We start from the raw sequence: 15,745 nt of genomic DNA on the forward strand, positions 1-15,745 counted from the left end.
TTCATCAGGCGGGGGAGGGCAGGGTCGGAGTCGGCGCGCGGCCGGCCACAGTTCCCGCACCGCGCCGCGCGCCGCCCCTCGAATGTGACGCAGCTCACCGGCAGGTGGAGCAGTGGCCGCACCCGCGTTCGCCCGGTCCACTTGAGCTGCTCCGAACCCCGGCCACTGGGACCCCCTACCGTCGGTTGTCCGAGCGTTTTCGCAGCTCAACCCCACCCTGTGGACAAGTCGAGGCGCCGCGGGGCTCACTGCTGCACACTCTCCCGTGTCAGGATGTGAGAGCAACGCCGTCAGCGCCGACGGTGGCCAACGCCCCAACCCCATGGCGGTGGAATCGGCGGCGCGCCCGCATGCCGTCGCCACAAGCGACTGCGCGGCACAGACACGAGGAGAACGCGCATGTCGTCCCCAGAACAGTGGACGCACCCGGAACCCCGGGAGGGGCCCGCGGCCACGGCCGCCGCCCCCACAGCAGAGCAGGTGATCGCGGGTTTGCGTGCGACCAGTGAGGGTGGGCCAGAGTTGGTCCAACTGCTGACGCCAGAGGGCGAGCGGATCGAGAACCCCGAGTTCGACCGGTACGTCGCCGACGTCACCGCCGAGGACCTGCGCGCGCTCTACCGCGACATGGTCTTGGTGCGCCGGGCCGACCGCGAGGCCAACGCGCTGCAGCGGCAGGGCCAGCTCGGCATCTGGGTGCCGCTGCTGGGCCAGGAAGCCGCGCAGATCGGCGCGGGCCGCGCGCTGCGCGACACCGACATGGTGTTCCCGAGCTACCGCGAGCACGGCGTCGCCTGGTGCCGGGGCATCAGCCCCAAGGAGATCCTGGGGATCTTCCGCGGCACCGACCACGGCAGCTGGGACTCCAACGCCAAGCGCTTCCACCCCTACACCATCGTGATCGGCAACCAGGTGCTCAACGCCGCCGGTTACGCCATGGGGCAGCGGTTCGAGGGCAAGGTCGGCGACGGCGACAGCGAAGCGACCATGTGTTTCTTCGGCGACGGTGCCACCAGCCAGGGCGACGTGCACGAGGGCTTCGTGTGGGCGGCGGTGTACGACGCACCGCTGGTGTTCTTCTGCCAGAACAACCAGTGGGCGATCTCGGAGCCGACCGAGCGCCAGTCGCGGTTGCCGCTCTACCACCGCGCGCGCGGCTACGGCTTCCCCGGCATCCGGGTCGACGGCAACGACGTGCTCGCCACCCTCGCGGTGTCGCGGTGGGCGCTCGACGAGTGCAGGCACGGCAACGGCCCGGTGCTCATCGAGGCGTTCACCTACCGGATGGACGCGCACACCACGACCGACGACCCCACCCGCTACCGGCACTCCGACGAGTTGGAGGCCTGGAAGCTCAAGGACCCGATCGAGCGGGTCCGGGTGCACCTGGTCCGGCACGAGCACGCCGACCAGGACTTCTTCGACTCGGTCCAGGCCGACGCCGACGAACTGGCCGCCGACCTGCGCGAGTTCTGCTTCAGCATGCCGCACCCGCCGGTGAACCAGATGTTCGACCACGTCTACGCCGAGGCCAGCCCGTTCGTCGACGCCCAGCGCGACGAGTTCCTGGCCTACCAGGCCAACTTCGCCGGAGGTGAGCACTGATGGCCGCGCCCGTGTTGAACAAGAAGCCGGGGGCCGCCACGGCCACCCAGTCGCTGACCCTGGGCAAGGCGCTCAACCAGGGCCTGCGGGCGGCGATGGAGGCCGACCCCAAGGTGATCGTGATGGGTGAGGACGTCGGCAAGCTCGGCGGCGTCTTCCGCATCACCGACGGCCTGCAGAAGGACTTCGGCGAGCACCGCGTGCTGGACACGCCGCTGTCGGAGTCGGGCATCATCGGCGCCGCGGTGGGTCTGGCCGTGCGCGGGTTCCGCCCGGTCTGCGAGATCCAGTTCGACGGGTTCATCTTCCCGGGCTTCGACCAGATCGTGTCCCAGGTGGCGAAGCTGCACGCGCGCACCCTGGGCCGGGTGAAGGTGCCGCTGGTGATCCGGGTGCCCTTCGGCGGTGGCATCGGCGCGGTCGAGCACCACTCCGAGTCCCCCGAGTCGTACTTCGCGCACACCGCGGGTCTCAAGGTCGTGTCCTGCTCCAACGCCGTCGACGCCTACTGGATGATCCAGCAGGCCATCCAGTGCGACGACCCGGTGCTGTTCTTCGAGCCCAAGCGGTACTACCACTCCGGGTTCATGAAGGCCGAGGTCGACACCACCGTCGCGCCCGACCCCCTGTTCGCCTCCCGCGTGGTGCGCGCGGGCAGCACGGCCACCGTGGTCGCCTACGGCCCGTCGGTGAAGGTCGCGCTGGACGCGGCGACCGCGGCCGAGGAGGAGGGCCGCTCGCTGGAGGTCATCGACCTGCGCTCGCTGTCCCCGCTCGACCTGGGGCCGGTGTTCGAGTCCGTCCGCCGCACCGGTCGGCTCGTCGTGGTCAGCGAGGCGCCCTCGGAGGCGTCGCTGACCTCGGAGATCGCCGCGCGGGTGCAGCAGGAGTGCTTCTACTCGCTGGAGGCGCCGGTGCTGCGGGTGACCGGGTTCGACACCCCGTACCCCCCGGCCAAGCTCGAGGAGGAGTTCCTGCCGGACCTCGACCGGGTGCTCGACGCCGTCGACCGATCGCTGGCGTGGTGACCGATGCCTGAGTACAAGAGCTTCCCGCTGCCCGACACCGCCGAGGGCCTCACCGAGGCCGAGATCCTGAGCTGGCACGTGCAGCCGGGGGACACGGTGACGGTCAACCAGATCATCGTCGAGATCGAGACCGCGAAGGCCGCCGTCGAGCTGCCCTGCCCGTGGGCGGGGGTGGTCACCGAGCTGCACGTCCAGCCCGGCCAGACCGTCGAGGTGGGCACGCCGATCCTCACCGTCGACGTCGACCCGGGTGGCGCCGCGGCACCCACGCCCGCTCCGGCCGTCGCGGCGCCTGCCGCCGCCGACGGCGAGGAGGAGATGAAGCCGCTGGTCGGCTACGGCGCGAAGACGGTCACCGCCAAGCGGCGGGCCCGCAAGGGTCCGGCCGTCCCGGCGGAGCCCGCGGCCGCCGCGGCGCAGAGCACGGTCGCCGCCGCCTTCGAGCACCACCAGGGTCCGCTGCCGGACAGCCCCCCGCCCGCACTGCCGACGTTGCCGAAGGTGCCCGACACCCCGGCCGCGCTGGTGGACCTGCCGGGTGGATACGTGCCGCTGGCCAAGCCGCCGGTGCGCAAGCTGGCCAAGGACCTCGGCATCGACCTTCGGTCCCTCGCCGGTTCCGGCGACAGCGGCGTGATCACCCGCGCCGACGTCGAGCGGGCGGCGCAGGCCGCGGTGGCACCGGAGCCCACGCCCTCGACCAACGGGGTCGCGGTCCCGGCGCGCGGTGAGCGGCGGGTGCCGATCAAGGGCGTCCGCAAGGTCACCGCGCAGGCCATGGTCAGCAGCGCCTTCACCGCGCCGCACGTCACGGAGTTCCTGACCGTGGACGTCACGCCGATGATGGAGCTGCGGGCCAGGCTCAAGGACCACCCGGAGTTCCGCGGCGTCAAGGTCACCCCGCTGGTGTTCTGCGCCAAGGCCCTGGTGACCGCGATCAAGCGGACCCCGGAGGTCAACAGCGCCTGGGACGAGGCGGCGCAGGAGATCGTCTTCAAGGACTACGTGCACCTGGGCATCGCGGCAGCGACACCGCGCGGCCTGATCGTGCCCAAGATCCGCGACGCGGACACCCTGTCGCTGCGCGAGCTCGCGGTGGCCCTGGAGGCGCTGACCAGCACCGCCCGCGAGGGCAAGACCGCACCGGCGGACATGGTCAACGGCACCATCACGATCACCAACGTCGGCGTCTTCGGCGTCGACACCGGCACCCCGATCATCAACCCCGGCGAGTCGGCGATCCTGGCCTTCGGCGCCATCCGGGACACGCCGTGGGTGGTCGACGGGGAGATCAAGATCCGCAAGGTGTGCCAGCTGGCGTTGAGCTTCGACCACCGGTTGATCGACGGTCAGCAGGGTTCGGAGTTCCTGGCGGCGATCGGTGCACTGCTGGCCGACCCGGCGCTGGCGATCACGTACTGAACGAGGTCGTGACGGCCGTGGGGAGCTGGCTCCCCACGGCCGTTTCGCGTCTTCGGGAAGTTTCTCCTGCCGCGATGTCGAGAACCCGTGGCCCGCTCCGTCCCCGCGGTGACTGTGACCAGAATGGGTCGCACCAGCGTCGAGGAGAACCACGATGGCCAAGTACCTACTGCTCAAGCACTACCGCGGCGCACCGGCTCCGGCCAACGACGTGCCCATGGACCAGTGGACGCAGGAGGAGATCACCGCGCACGTGCAGTACATGCGCGATTTCGCCGAGCGCCTCGAGGCGACCGGTGAGTACGTCGACGGGCAGGCGCTGGCCCCCGAGGGCACGTTCGTCCGCTACGACGGCGAGGGCCGCCCTCCGGTCACCGACGGTCCGTTCGCCGAGACCAAGGACCTCATCGCGGGCTGGATGGTGATCGACGTCGACAGCTACGAGCGGGCCGTCGAGCTGGCGGGCGAGCTGTCGGCCGCGCCGGGTGCCGGTGGCAGGCCGATCCACGAGTGGCTTGAGCTGCGCCCGTTCCTGGCCGAGCCGCCCACCGTCACGGAATGAACGAGGCGCTGCTGCGCAGCCTGACGCCGAGCGTCATCGGGGTCCTCGTCCGCCGCGGAGCTGACTTCGCGGCGGCCGAGGACGCCGTGCAAGACGCCTTGGTGCAGGCTGTCCGCCTCTGGCCGAGCGACCCACCCCGCGACGCCAAGGGCTGGCTCATCACGGTCGCCTGGAACCGGTTCCTCGACGCCACCCGCGCCGACAACGCCCGACGTCGACGCGAGGACCAGGTCGAGCCCGCTCCCGAACCCGCCCCGGCGGTGGACGACACCCTGCAGCTCTACTTCCTCTGCGCCCATCCGTCCCTGACCCCGTCCTCCGCGGTGGCCCTCACGCTGCGCGCGGTCGGCGGCCTGACCACGCGGCAGATCGCCCAGGCCTACCTGGTCCCCGAAGCGACCATGGCCCAACGCATCAGCCGCGCCAAGCGCACGGTCTCCGCCGTCCGCTTGGACCAGCCCGGTGACGTGGCCACGGTTCTGCGCGTGCTCTACCTGGTCTTCAACGAGGGCTACTCCGGTGACGTCGACCTCGCGGCCGAGGCCATCCGCCTGGTCCGGCAACTGGCGGACGCGATCGACCACCCCGAGGTGGCCGGGCTGCTTGCGCTGATGCTGCTGCACCACGCCCGCCGCGCGGGCCGGACCGCCGCGGACGGGAGCCTGGTGCCGCTGGCCGCACAAGATCGCGGTCGGTGGGACACGGGCTTGATCGCCGAGGGCGTCGAGGTCCTGCAGGCGGCCCTGGCCAGGGACCGGCTGGGCGAGTTCCAGGCACAGGCGGCCATCGCGGCCCTGCACGCGGACGCGCTCACCGCCGACGAGACGGACTGGGTGCAGATCGTCGAGTGGTACGACGAGCTGCTGCGGTTGACCGACAGCCCGGTGGTGCGGCTCAACCGCGCGGTCGCGGTGGGTGAGGCCGACGGGGCACGCGCGGGACTCGCCGCGGTGGCCGGGCTGGAGTCGGTCCCGAGGTATGAGGCGGTGGCGGCCTACTTGCACGAGCGGGACGGGGACGCAGCCTTGGCGGCGCGGTTGTACGCGGAGGCCGCGCGGAATGCGTCGAGCTTGGCCGAACGGGAGTACCTGGTGCGGCAGGCAGCGCGGCTCAACGCAGGCTGAGTTATTCCTCGGTCGGGGTCCAGACGGCGCCGTCGACGAGGTTGCCCAGTCCCATCCAGACCAGGTTCATCAGCCAGGAGGCGACGACCTTCTCGGGGACGCCCGGGTGGTCGAGCCACCAGTCGGCCAGGGATTCGCCCGCGCCGACGAGGGCCGCGGCCAGTGCCTCGGTCGACTTGGTCGCGGACTCGTCGAGGCCGCGGCTGGTGGCCGAGCGCACGAGCAGGGCGTCGACCAGGGTGATCGCCCTGGACCGCATGGCCAGCAGCTCCTCGCTGAACGGCCCGCCCTGCGAGGTGGCCTGCCGGTGCAGCACCCGCCAGCTCTCGCGCTGGTCGCCGACGAAGCGGAAGAAGGCGCGCAGGCCGTGCCAGAGCTGCATGTCCGGGGGGAGCTCGGCGCGGACGCCGCCCGCGATGGCCTCCATCAGCAGCGAGGCCTCGCGCCGGATGCAGGCGGCGAACAGGTCTTCCTTGTGCCCGAGGTAGGCGTAGATCATCGGCTTGGAGACCCCGGCGACGTCGGAGATCTCGTCCATCGACGCGTTGTGGTAGCCGTGCTGGGAGAACACCCGGACGGCGGCGTCGAGGATCTGCCGCTCCCGGACCTCCCTGGGCAGCCGCTTCACGCGCGCCGGTCGACGCTGCTCGTCGACGCTCACGCCGTACCTCCCGCTCCGTCTTGCCCGGCAACCTACCCACCCGTAGCCTACCGTCCAGTAGGTACAGGAGGTGCCCATGCCCGACCTCGGTGCGCTCACGCCGACCGCACTCGTCGAACTCCTCGAACGGCTGACCCCCGAGGACGTCGCCGCGCTGGACATCGACGTCGATGCTATCGGTCGAGCGGTCGACCCGCGCCGACTTGGCCGCGACGACCTCACCGCCCTGCTGCGCACCCTCGGCCGGTTCCCCGAGTTCGCCCTGCCCCGGCCGTGAGCAAGCGACGGCGGTGGCACCGTCTGCCGCCCGCGACCGTGGTCGACCTCGACGGCCTCGCCGATGCCGTCGATCCCGGCAAGCTCACCGCCGGGCAGTTCGTGCAGCTCATGGAGGTCCTGCACATGCTGGGCGATGCCGGGACGGGCGTGGAGCTGTCGGGGATGCGCACCGAGACGTTCCTGCGCTTCCTAGGCCGGGCTTCTCGGGACCAGCTAGATGAGCTGACCGCGCATCTTGAGCTAAGACCCGTCGTGTTCGACGAGCTGTTTCGCCGGATGGCCGACCACCTGTCGTTGGAACGGGCAGGCGGGATCCGCGCTGTCATCCACTGGCGCTTCACCGGCCGCGACGGCGAAGACCGGTTCGAAACGGTGATCTCTGGCGGCCGCTGCACCACCGGGCCCGAACCGACCGCTGACCCCCGCGTCACCATCACCATCGACCCGGTCGACTTCCTCCGCGCCCTCACCGGCGCGGCCACCCTCCCGATGCTGTTCCTCTCCGGCCGGGTCAAGGTCAAAGGCGACATCGCCTTCGCTTCCGGTCTGATCAGCTACTTCGACTTACCTGACCTATAGGAGCGCCGTGATGGTTCCGGTGAGGTGGGGTTTGTCGTTGCGGGGGTTTCGTAGTTGGAAGTGGGTGCCATCGGTGTGGAGGGTGGGGGTGGCGGGGAGGAGTAGGGGGAGTTGGAAGCGGACGTCCACTTCGTAGGTTGGGGGGAGTTTGCCTTCGAGGGCGGCCAAACAGCGCGCTTTGGTCCACATGCCGTGGGCGATGGCTCGGGGGAAGCCGAAGGGGCGGGCGGTGAGCGGGTGTAGGTGGATGGGGTTCCGGTCGCCGGAGACTTGGGCGTAGCGGCGGCCGGTGTCGGCGGGGACCTGCCAGTGGGCAGTGGGGGGCAGGGGAGTGTCGTCGCGGGGGTGGGGGGTGCCGGAGCCTGGGCCGCGGCGGAGGTAGGTGCTGGTGGAGTTCCAGACCAGGGTGCCGCCGGTGTGGGCTTGGGCGATCATGTCGAACTGCGTGCCCTTGGGGTGTGGGCGGCGGTTCTCGACGTGCACGCTCAGGTCCAGGGTGTCCGTGACGAGCAACGGGCGGTGCTGGGTGATCCGGTTGGCGACGTGGACCGTGCCGATAAGCGGGTACGGGAAGTCGGCGTCGGTCATCAGCTTCACCTGCAGTGGGAACGCCAGCACGTGCGGGTAGGTCACGGGCAGCTCATCGGCTAACCGGAAACCGCATACCCGATTGTACTCAGCCAAGTGCTGCGCATCGACGCCTACGCGCAAACGTTCGTAAGAGCGGGTAGGAAGCTCGCCGCCCTTCTTAGTGAGCCCTGCCAACGCCTTCAAGTACAGCGAAGCCAACCGTGGCTCTTCCGCTAAGACCGGCATTCACGCCCCCAGGAGGCTCTGGCCGCACACCCGGACCACGTTGCCGTTGACCGCGCCCGACGCCGGGTTGGCATACCAGGCAATGGTTTCCGCGACGTCCACCGGCAGCCCTCCCTGCGACAGGCTGTTCATCCGCCTGCCCGCCTCGCGGATGAACAACGGCACGGCGGCGGTCATCTTCGTTTCGATGAAGCCGGGCGCGACGGCGTTGATGGTGATCCCACGAGAAGCCAGCACGGGCGCGTAGGCGTTCACCATCCCGATCACGCCTGCCTTGCTGGTGGCGTAGTTCGTCTGCCCGGTGTTACCCGCGATACCGGCGATAGAAGACACCCCGATGATTCGCCCGCCTTCACGCAAGACCCCGTCCGCGAGCAAGGCGTCGTTCACGCGCAACTGGCTGGACAAGTTCACTGCGAGCACGGCATCCCACGCGCCGTCCTTCATGTTGGCCAGCTTCTTGTCGCGGGTGATGCCAGCGTTGTGCACAACAATGTCGACACCACCGTGTCGGTTGCGTAGGTGGTCGACCAGCCGGGCCGGGGCATCCGCTGCCGTTATGTCGAGTTGCAACGTCGAGCCGCCAACGCGGTTCGCGACCGCGGCGAGTTCGTCCCCCTGGGCGGGGATGTCGAGGGCGACCACGTGCGCACCATCGCGACCCAGCACCTCGGCAATGGCAGCGCCGATGCCGCGGGACGCCCCAGTCACCAGGGCGACCTTGCCCGCCAATGGCGCCGCCCAGTCCTCTGGTTCAACCGCGTTTCCGCCGTGGGCACCAACCCGGATCACCTGCGCGTCAACGTAAGCGGACTTGCCAGACAGCAGGAAGCGCAAGGTAGACGCGATGTGCTCCTCAGCACCTGGCTCTACATAGACGAGCTGAGCCGTTGCCCCCCGCACGAGCTCTTTGCCCACCGACCGCACAAACCCCTCTAGAGCGCGCTGGGCGATGAGCTCGTCGGCACTGGCGGTCCGCTCCGGAGGCGTGCCCAGGACGACCACCCGCCCGCAGGTGCCTACCGCGCGCAGCACCGGGTGGAAGAAGTCGTACAGCTCGCGTAGTTGCGAGACGGAGTCGATACCCGTCGCGTCGAACACCAGCGCGCTATAGGTCTTGGGGCCAGCGGTTGTCAGCACCTCGATCCCGGCGGCCTTGCACACCGCACCGATCGGCTCGACCAGCCGCCCACCGGGCGCGGACCCGAGCAGCACCGGGCCGTCGAGCGCCGGGTCGCCCGCCCGGTGGCGGCGCAGCGGCGTCGGGTTCGGCAGGCCGAGCCGCTTGACCAGCACCCGACCGGGGCCGGAGTTGCTGAAGCGCTGGTAGCGGTCGGTCATCTGGCGCACCTCCACAATCTACTCCCGAGTAGGTTACGATGGTAGCGCAGCTGAGACCCCGCGTTCAGGAGGATGCGAATGGCCCCGAGTCGCGTGCGCCCAGTGGCGGTCCTTGGCGGGAACCGCATCCCCTTCGCCCGGTCGAACGGTCCTTACGCGCAGGCGTCCAACCAGGACATGTTCACCGCGGCGCTCGACGGGCTGGTCGCCAGGTTCGGGCTGCGCGGCCAGCGGCTCGGCGAAGTCGCGGCGGGCGCGGTCCTCAAGCACAGCCGCGATTTCAACCTCACCCGCGAGTGCGTGCTCGGCAGCAGCCTGTCCGCCGACACCCCGGCCTACGACGTCCAGCAGGCCTGCGGCACCGGCCTGCAGGCGATCATCCAGGTGGCGAACAAGATCGCGCTCGGGCAGATCGACTCGGCCGTCGCAGGCGGCGTCGACACCACCAGCGACGCGCCGTTGCAGGTCAACGAGGACCTCCGGCGGATCCTGATCTCGCTCAACAACGCCAAGACCGTCGGCCAGCGGCTGCGGCTGATCGCCAAGATCCGACCGGGCCACATCGTGCCGGACATCCCGCGCAACGCCGAGCCGCGCACCGGGTTGTCGATGGGCGAGCACGCCGCGCTGACCGCCAAGCGGTGGGGGATCAGCCGGGAGGCGCAGGACGAACTCGCCGCGGCCAGCCACCAGAAGTTGGCCGCCGCCTACGACCGCGGCTTCTTCGACGACCTGCTCACCCCGTTCCAGCGCCTGAACCGCGACCAGAACCTGCGCCCCGACTCGACGGCCGACAAGCTCGCCAAGCTGAAGCCCGTCTTCGGCGGCGAGGGTGCCACGATGACCGCGGGCAACTCCACCCCGCTCTCCGACGGCGCCTCGGCGGTGCTGCTGGCCAGCGAGCAGTGGGCCAAGGAGCACCGCATCCCGGTGCTGGCCCACCTGACCTTCACCGAGACCGCCGCCGTCGACTACGTCCACGGAGACGAGGGCCTGCTCATGGCCCCCGCCTACGCCGTGCCGCGGCTGCTGGCCCGCGCCGGGCTCGCCCTGGGAGACTTCGACTTCTACGAGATCCACGAGGCCTTCGCGTCCCAGGTCCTGGCGACGCTGGCCGCGTGGGAGGACGTCGAGTTCGCCAAGGACCGCCTCGGTCTGGCCGAACCGCTCGGCTCGATCGACCGGTCGAAGCTCAACGTCAACGGCTCCTCCCTGGCGGCAGGGCACCCCTTCGCCGCGACCGGCGGCCGGATCGTGGCGACCCTGGCCAAGCTGCTCGACGAGCGGGGGTCCGGCCGCGGCCTGATCTCGATCTGCGCGGCGGGCGGCCAGGGCGTCACCGCGATCCTGGAGAAGTAGCCTCCTCTACGCCTTTCTACTTCCAGCTCTAGAGAGACGTAGACCGACGAATCGCCGGGGCAAATATCGGGCTGGCCCTAGACGCGCCGATACGGTCGCGGGATGGACCCGGTGCGCAACCCCTTCGCCCCCGGCGCCGGGCAGCGCCCCCCGGAGTTGGCGGGCCGGGAGCGGGAGCTGCAGGCGTTCGAGGTCGTGCTCGAACGGGTCGCCAGGGGCAGGCCGGAGCGCAGTCTCGTGCTCACCGGGCTGCGCGGTGTCGGCAAGACGGTCCTGCTCGGCGAGCTGCGCTCGATGGCGGTCCGCCGGGGCTGGGGCGCGGGCAAGATCGAAGCCCGGCCGGACGCCGACCTGCGGCGCCCGCTCTCGGCCGCGCTGCACCGGGCGATCCGCGACCTGGCCGTGCGGCACCGGGCGCCGGAGCGGGTCGAGCAGGTGCTCGGCGTGCTCAAGGCGTTCGCGCTGAAGGCGAGCCCGGACGGCGCCAAGCTGCGCGAGCGCTGGCAGCCGGGCATCGATGTGCCCGCCGCCCAGGGCAGGGCTGACTCCGGCGACATCGAGATCGACCTGGTCGAGCTGTTCACCGAGGTCGCGGAGCTGGCCCAGGACGTCGGCACCGGTGTCGCGGTGCTGATCGACGAGATGCAGGACATCGGCGCCGACGACATCTCCGCCCTGTGCGCCGCCTGCCACGAGCTGTCCCAGTCCGGCGCGCCGCTGGTCGTGGTCGGCGCCGGGCTGCCGCACCTGCCCGCGGTGCTCTCGGCGAGCAAGTCCTATTCCGAGCGGCTGTTCCGCTACGTGCGCATCGACCGGCTCGACCGCGAGGACGCCGACCAGGCCGTGCTGGTGCCGGTCGACCGGGAGCGGGCCGAGATCACCCCGGACGCCCTGGCCGCGCTGTTCGAGCGCTCCGGCGGGTACCCGTACTTCATCCAGGCCTTCGGCAAGGCCGCGTGGGACGCAGCGCCAGCCGACCCGATCACCGCCGAGGACGTGCTGGTCGCCGCGCCGGAGGCCGAGGCGGAGTTGGCGGTGGGGTTCTTCGGCTCCCGCTACGAGCGCGCGACGCCCGCCGAGCGGGAGTACCTGCGGGCGATGGCCGAGCTGACCGACGGCAAGGACGAGAGCTCCGGGACCTCCGACATCGCGGTGTTCCTCGGCCGCAAGCCCTCGTCCCTCTCGCCCGCGCGCGACAGCCTGATCAAGAAGGGCCTGGTCTACTCCGCCGAGCGCGGCCGGATCGCCTTCACCGTGCCGCACTTCGGCCGCTACCTGCTGGGGATGGAGGAGTGACGCCGGTTCTGGCGCACTCTTCTCCTATCTAGCCGATTCCCTAGAAAGACCACTACACCGCGATCGGTGATCGCGGTGCGCCCGCGCGCGTTAGCACAGTGTTCGCCAGGTCACAAGAAACCGGACACTATCCGGTGAGCTTCAGGTCACCGCCGATGATTCGTCGGTGTGTGCCCCAGTTCACCGGACAGACGCGTGCAATCTCGGCCCCTAGCGTGCATACTTAGGTCATGCCACTCAGCCAGAGCGGCTACCGAGGTCCTTAGAGGGGATGCAAGAGCAATGAACGTGACCGCGAAGATCCGTGCCCGCCGCGCCGAGGCCCGGACGCGCAAGGCCGTGAACCGCGCGATCGACCAGGCCGCCACGCCGGCGATGCGCCACGAGCTGATCGCCCTGGCGCAGACCCAGAACGTCTGGCGCTGACCCACGAGCTGGGGCTGGAGATGTGATGCAGGGCACATCTCCAGCCCGTTGTAACACCACCGGGGCTCTTCACGATGTTCCGGTTGACCCCGTAGCGCTGGCGGACCCCCGACCTGGCAGCGCTACGGGGTTTCCTTATTTCCCAGGGCTTTCGCCCATTCCCGCCAGGCGGACCCCACCGCCGCCGCCACCGGTCCACCCCGCGCTCGGCCGCCGGGTGAAGTGGCCCGGTTCGACGGGCAGCGAACGGCACCCGATCCGCGCCAGGGCATCGCCCGCGCCGCCGAGCGCACCGGCCCGCGGTCGATCATTGGTCGCCCTAGAGCGACCAACGGAGAGTGACCGTATTTCGCCAATCACCATGGGATTGCTCTGTGCGGATGAACCGGACACCGGCACCGAGCGTCGTCGCACTGCTCCGCCTGGATTGCCTGGTCCGTGCCGGATTGGGCCAAGTGCGCCACCACTACTCCACCCGTTCAGTTCTACAGCCGACGGATGGCGGTTGTCGTAGGCCATCCGCAGTAGCAGTGGGTCATGACATCACCCGATAGGTGAGGCGGATCACAAGGATGCCGCTCACCGACGAACACGCTCCGCTTACCGTCTACTACCCAGTAGTTACCTGCCCGGCACCGTTCGACCGGGAAACTGATCGGTAATCGCAGTACCACGAAGGAGCCTGACACCTTGGCCGTGACAGGAACGGAGTCCGTGGGCACGGACGTCCGCCGCACCCTGCACCTCACCTTCGAAGACCCGGCACTGCAGGTGCCGCCCATGCCACACCACTACGTGGACCGGGCCACCAGTGCCGACGCCGCCGAACCGCACGCGCGCCGCACCCGCCTGCACGACAGAGCGCTGGTGCTCGCCGAACGGTTGCTCGGCGGCTGGGCGCCGACGCTGCACCGGGCGATGTTGCTGGTCGCCTGCGTCGTCGTGGCGCTCGGCGTGCTCGCCGTCGTCGCCGGGGTCGTGCCAGCACTGCTGAGCGCGGCGCTGCTGGTGCTGATGACCGTCCTGCGCCAGCGCTGATCGATGCCGGAAGGGGCGGGTCCGCGCCGGGACCCGCCCCTTCCCCACCTCAGGGCAGCCGCTCGGGTCAGTGCGCGCCGACCGGCCGCAGCTTCGCCGAGTCCTCGTCGACGTGGTAGTCGGCGGGCTCGGTCTGGTCGATGCCGTTGAACACCTTGAGCTTGCGGGCCAGCAGGGTGATCAGCACCGCCACCACCAGGTTTGCCACCAGCGCAACGAACCCGACGTAGATCTGCACCGTCGTGCCACCGAACGGGTGCCAGCCGAACAGGTTCAGCTCACCGAGCTTGAGCGCGGACGCGCCGAAGTGCTTTCGCTTGCCGTCGGCGCTGGGGATGGTGAAGAGCATGATCATTCCCCAGCCCATCCCGGCGATCCACCCGCCGACCAGGCCCCAGATGTGGAACCAGCGGGTGTAGAGCGCGATCGCCACCGCTGGCAGCGTCTGCAGGATCATCACGCCGCCGATGAGCTGCAGGTCGATGGAGAACTGCGGATCGATGAACAGCACGAAGGCCACCGCGCCGAACTTGACCACCAGCGAGGCGAACTTGGCCTGCTTGGCCTCGTCCTTCGGGGTGGCGTCGCGGCGGATGTACTCCTTGTAGATGTTGCGGGTCCACAGGTTCGCCGCCGCGATGGACATGATCGCCGCGGGCACCAGGGCGCCGATGCCGATCGCGGCGAAGGCGACGCCCGCGAACCAGGACGGGAACTGCCCGGCGAACAGGTTCGGGATGATCGTGTTCGTGTCCGGGTTGCCGGTCGCCTGGTTCACCAGCGGCTTGGTCCCCGCGGCGATGGCCACGAAACCCAGCAGTGCCAACAGGCCCAGCAGCAACGAGTACGCGGGCAGCGCGGACATGTTGCGCTTGATCACGTTGCGGCCGCGCGAGGCGAGCACGCCGGTGAGCGAGTGCGGGTAGAGGAACAGCGCCAGCGCCGAACCGAGGGCCAGCGTCGCGTACTGCAACTGGTTGTTGGCGTTGAGCAGCAGCCCGTCGCCTGGGGCAGGCGTCGCCTTGAACTTCTCGTCGGCCGCCTGGAAGATCTCGCCCCACCCGCCGAGCTTGATCGGCAGGTACACCACGGCGACGACGATCACGACGTAGACCAGGATGTCCTTGACGAAGGCGATCAGCGCGGGCGCCCGCAGGCCGGACTGGTAGGTGTAGACCGCCAGGATGACGAACGCGATCAGCAGCGGCAGGTGCCCGACGATGCCGGACCCGTTGAGCCCCAACGTGCGCAGCACCGCCTCCAGCCCGACCAGCTGCAGCGCGATGTAGGGCATGGTCGCCACGATGCCGGTGATCGCCACCAGCAGCGCGAGCACCGAGGAGCCGTAGCGGCCGCGGACGAAGTCGGCGGGTGTCACGTACCCGCGGGCGCGCGACACCGACCAGATCCGCAGCAACGGCATGAACGCCAGCGGGTAGAGGATCACGGTGTAGGGCAGGGCGAAGAAGCCTGCCGCCCCGGCGCTGAACATCAGCGCCGGCACCGCGACGAAGGTGTAGGCCGTGTAGACGTCACCGCCGATGAGGAACCAGGTGATCCACGACCCGAACTTGCGCCCGCCGAGGCCCCACTCGTCGAGGTGGTCGAGGGTGGTGCCCGCCTTCCACTTGGCCGCGACGAAGCCGAGCACGGTCACCAGGCCGAACAGGACGACGAAGACGATCAGCTCGGTCCACTTCATCGGCCCGCTCCCTCGTCCAGGGTGTCCACGTCGCGGTCGGTGCCGCGCGCCGGGACCGTCGGCTTGTCCTTGGTCTTGGCGAACACGATCGCGGTCGCCAGCACGCCGAGCGCGACGCCCGCGAGCTGGAACCAGTAGAAGAACGGCAGGCCCAGCAGCGCGGGCCCGGTCCGGTTGAAGATCGGGGTGATCAGCAGGGCGAGTGGGATCAGCAGCAGCAGGTTCCAGTTGCTCCAGCGGATGCCGGAGCGGCCGGGTTGTGTCATCGGGGCCTCGCTCTCCGTGACGGGGTGATGCCGCGACACCCTATGGCCAGACACCGGGTCCCGTCACCAGGTAACTCGGTGTGGGTCCATTTGGCCCTTTGTTGGCGACCGATCGCCGTTGTCCACCGCCGCTCTCCACAGGCTGTGCACAACCCTGTCCACAGCTTGTGGACAACTCTGCGGCGGCTGTGACATGTGGGACTGGTGGGTAGGACCAGGGGATGGCTCAGTTGTCCCCAGG

The 15,745-nt window shown here is 69.9% G+C and carries 16 protein-coding genes; 11 read left to right on the plus strand and 5 right to left on the minus strand.

Annotated elements, in window-relative coordinates; all coding sequences use genetic code 11:
- Window positions 1-399 precede the first annotated feature (399 nt).
- From pdhA to JOD54_RS05900, 5 genes are all read left to right on the plus strand, one after another.
- On the plus strand, window positions 400-1,605 hold the full coding sequence (pdhA, locus tag JOD54_RS05880) for a pyruvate dehydrogenase (acetyl-transferring) E1 component subunit alpha (RefSeq protein WP_204449559.1): 1,206 nt from the start codon (window positions 400-402) through the stop codon (window positions 1,603-1,605).
- The gene (locus JOD54_RS05885; RefSeq protein WP_204449560.1) at window positions 1,605-2,633 is read left to right on the plus strand and encodes an alpha-ketoacid dehydrogenase subunit beta; all 1,029 of its coding nucleotides are present in this window, start codon (window positions 1,605-1,607) and stop codon (window positions 2,631-2,633) included. Before pdhA ends, JOD54_RS05885 begins: the two co-directional genes overlap by 1 nt.
- 3 nt (window positions 2,634-2,636) lie before the next feature.
- The gene (locus JOD54_RS05890; protein WP_204449561.1) at window positions 2,637-4,055 is read left to right on the plus strand and encodes a dihydrolipoamide acetyltransferase family protein; all 1,419 of its coding nucleotides are present in this window, start codon (window positions 2,637-2,639) and stop codon (window positions 4,053-4,055) included.
- Between the two features lie 154 nt (window positions 4,056-4,209).
- Window positions 4,210-4,617 carry a YciI family protein gene (locus JOD54_RS05895; protein ID WP_204449562.1) on the plus strand — a complete coding sequence of 136 codons (408 nt, stop codon included), beginning with the start codon at window positions 4,210-4,212 and terminating at the stop codon, window positions 4,615-4,617.
- Window positions 4,614-5,741 carry an RNA polymerase sigma factor gene (locus JOD54_RS05900; RefSeq protein ID WP_204449563.1) on the plus strand — a complete coding sequence of 376 codons (1,128 nt, stop codon included), beginning with the start codon at window positions 4,614-4,616 and terminating at the stop codon, window positions 5,739-5,741. The genes JOD54_RS05895 and JOD54_RS05900 overlap by 4 nt, the downstream gene beginning before the upstream one ends.
- A gap of 1 nt (window position 5,742) precedes the next feature.
- Here JOD54_RS05900 and JOD54_RS05905 read toward each other — a convergent pair whose 3' ends face one another.
- On the minus strand, window positions 5,743-6,402 hold the full coding sequence (locus tag JOD54_RS05905; RefSeq protein WP_204449564.1) for a TetR/AcrR family transcriptional regulator: 660 nt from the start codon (window positions 6,400-6,402) through the stop codon (window positions 5,743-5,745).
- A 76-nt stretch (window positions 6,403-6,478) separates the two neighbouring features.
- Between JOD54_RS05905 and JOD54_RS05910 the strand changes: the two genes are divergently transcribed.
- On the plus strand, window positions 6,479-6,679 hold the full coding sequence (locus tag JOD54_RS05910; protein ID WP_204449565.1) for a hypothetical protein: 201 nt from the start codon (window positions 6,479-6,481) through the stop codon (window positions 6,677-6,679).
- Window positions 6,676-7,260 carry an SCP2 sterol-binding domain-containing protein gene (locus tag JOD54_RS05915; protein WP_307859859.1) on the plus strand — a complete coding sequence of 195 codons (585 nt, stop codon included), beginning with the start codon at window positions 6,676-6,678 and terminating at the stop codon, window positions 7,258-7,260. The genes JOD54_RS05910 and JOD54_RS05915 overlap by 4 nt, the downstream gene beginning before the upstream one ends.
- Here JOD54_RS05915 and JOD54_RS05920 read toward each other — a convergent pair.
- Together JOD54_RS05920 and JOD54_RS05925 are read right to left on the minus strand one after the other, a co-directional pair.
- On the minus strand, window positions 7,255-8,076 hold the full coding sequence (locus JOD54_RS05920; protein ID WP_204449566.1) for a MaoC/PaaZ C-terminal domain-containing protein: 822 nt from the start codon (window positions 8,074-8,076) through the stop codon (window positions 7,255-7,257). The genes JOD54_RS05915 and JOD54_RS05920 overlap by 6 nt on opposite strands.
- A complete protein-coding gene (locus tag JOD54_RS05925) occupies window positions 8,077-9,417 on the minus strand; it encodes a 3-oxoacyl-ACP reductase (protein ID WP_204449567.1) in 1,341 nt (446 codons plus the stop codon).
- 72 nt (window positions 9,418-9,489) lie between these two features.
- Here JOD54_RS05925 and JOD54_RS05930 point away from each other — a divergent pair, with 72 nt between their 5' ends.
- The 4 genes from JOD54_RS05930 (at window position 9,490) to JOD54_RS05945 (ending at window position 13,536) form a co-directional block, all read left to right on the plus strand.
- Window positions 9,490-10,776 carry an acetyl-CoA C-acetyltransferase gene (locus JOD54_RS05930; RefSeq protein WP_372440264.1) on the plus strand — a complete coding sequence of 429 codons (1,287 nt, stop codon included), beginning with the start codon at window positions 9,490-9,492 and terminating at the stop codon, window positions 10,774-10,776.
- A 102-nt stretch (window positions 10,777-10,878) separates the two neighbouring features.
- Window positions 10,879-12,072, plus strand: coding sequence for an ATP-binding protein (locus tag JOD54_RS05935; protein WP_204449569.1), 1,194 nt, complete (start codon window positions 10,879-10,881; stop codon window positions 12,070-12,072).
- A 288-nt stretch (window positions 12,073-12,360) separates the two neighbouring features.
- On the plus strand, window positions 12,361-12,498 hold the full coding sequence (locus JOD54_RS05940) for a hypothetical protein (protein WP_204457018.1): 138 nt from the start codon (window positions 12,361-12,363) through the stop codon (window positions 12,496-12,498).
- Window positions 12,499-13,212: 714 nt separating this feature from the next.
- The gene (locus JOD54_RS05945) at window positions 13,213-13,536 is read left to right on the plus strand and encodes a hypothetical protein (RefSeq protein WP_204449570.1); all 324 of its coding nucleotides are present in this window, start codon (window positions 13,213-13,215) and stop codon (window positions 13,534-13,536) included.
- A gap of 67 nt (window positions 13,537-13,603) precedes the next feature.
- Here JOD54_RS05945 and mctP read toward each other — a convergent pair whose 3' ends face one another.
- Both mctP and JOD54_RS05955 read right to left on the minus strand, forming a co-directional pair.
- Entirely contained in the window at window positions 13,604-15,238 is a 1,635-nt protein-coding gene (gene mctP / locus JOD54_RS05950) for a monocarboxylate uptake permease MctP (protein ID WP_204449571.1), read from the minus strand.
- Complete coding sequence (locus JOD54_RS05955) at window positions 15,235-15,504, minus strand: DUF3311 domain-containing protein (protein ID WP_204449572.1); 270 nt, start codon at window positions 15,502-15,504, stop codon at window positions 15,235-15,237. Before JOD54_RS05955 ends, mctP begins: the two co-directional genes overlap by 4 nt.
- Window positions 15,505-15,745: the final 241 nt, after the last annotated feature.

The sequence above is a fragment of the Actinokineospora baliensis genome (assembly GCF_016907695.1).
GTDB classification, from domain to species: domain Bacteria; phylum Actinomycetota; class Actinomycetes; order Mycobacteriales; family Pseudonocardiaceae; genus Actinokineospora; species Actinokineospora baliensis.

Coding starts and splice junctions, on each gene's coding strand:
- pdhA (WP_204449559.1), top strand. CDS start 400: ATGTCGTCCCCAGAACAGTGGACGCACCCGGAACCCCGGGAGGGGCCC.
- JOD54_RS05885 (WP_204449560.1), top strand. CDS start 1,605: ATGGCCGCGCCCGTGTTGAACAAGAAGCCGGGGGCCGCCACGGCCACC.
- JOD54_RS05890 (WP_204449561.1), top strand. CDS start 2,637: ATGCCTGAGTACAAGAGCTTCCCGCTGCCCGACACCGCCGAGGGCCTC.
- JOD54_RS05895 (WP_204449562.1), top strand. CDS start 4,210: ATGGCCAAGTACCTACTGCTCAAGCACTACCGCGGCGCACCGGCTCCG.
- JOD54_RS05900 (WP_204449563.1), top strand. CDS start 4,614: ATGAACGAGGCGCTGCTGCGCAGCCTGACGCCGAGCGTCATCGGGGTC.
- JOD54_RS05910 (WP_204449565.1), top strand. CDS start 6,479: ATGCCCGACCTCGGTGCGCTCACGCCGACCGCACTCGTCGAACTCCTC.
- JOD54_RS05920 (WP_204449566.1), bottom strand. CDS start 8,076: ATGCCGGTCTTAGCGGAAGAGCCACGGTTGGCTTCGCTGTACTTGAAG.
- JOD54_RS05925 (WP_204449567.1), bottom strand. CDS start 9,417: ATGACCGACCGCTACCAGCGCTTCAGCAACTCCGGCCCCGGTCGGGTG.
- JOD54_RS05930 (WP_372440264.1), top strand. CDS start 9,490: ATGCGAATGGCCCCGAGTCGCGTGCGCCCAGTGGCGGTCCTTGGCGGG.
- JOD54_RS05935 (WP_204449569.1), top strand. CDS start 10,879: ATGGACCCGGTGCGCAACCCCTTCGCCCCCGGCGCCGGGCAGCGCCCC.
- mctP (WP_204449571.1), bottom strand. CDS start 15,238: ATGAAGTGGACCGAGCTGATCGTCTTCGTCGTCCTGTTCGGCCTGGTG.
- JOD54_RS05955 (WP_204449572.1), bottom strand. CDS start 15,504: ATGACACAACCCGGCCGCTCCGGCATCCGCTGGAGCAACTGGAACCTG.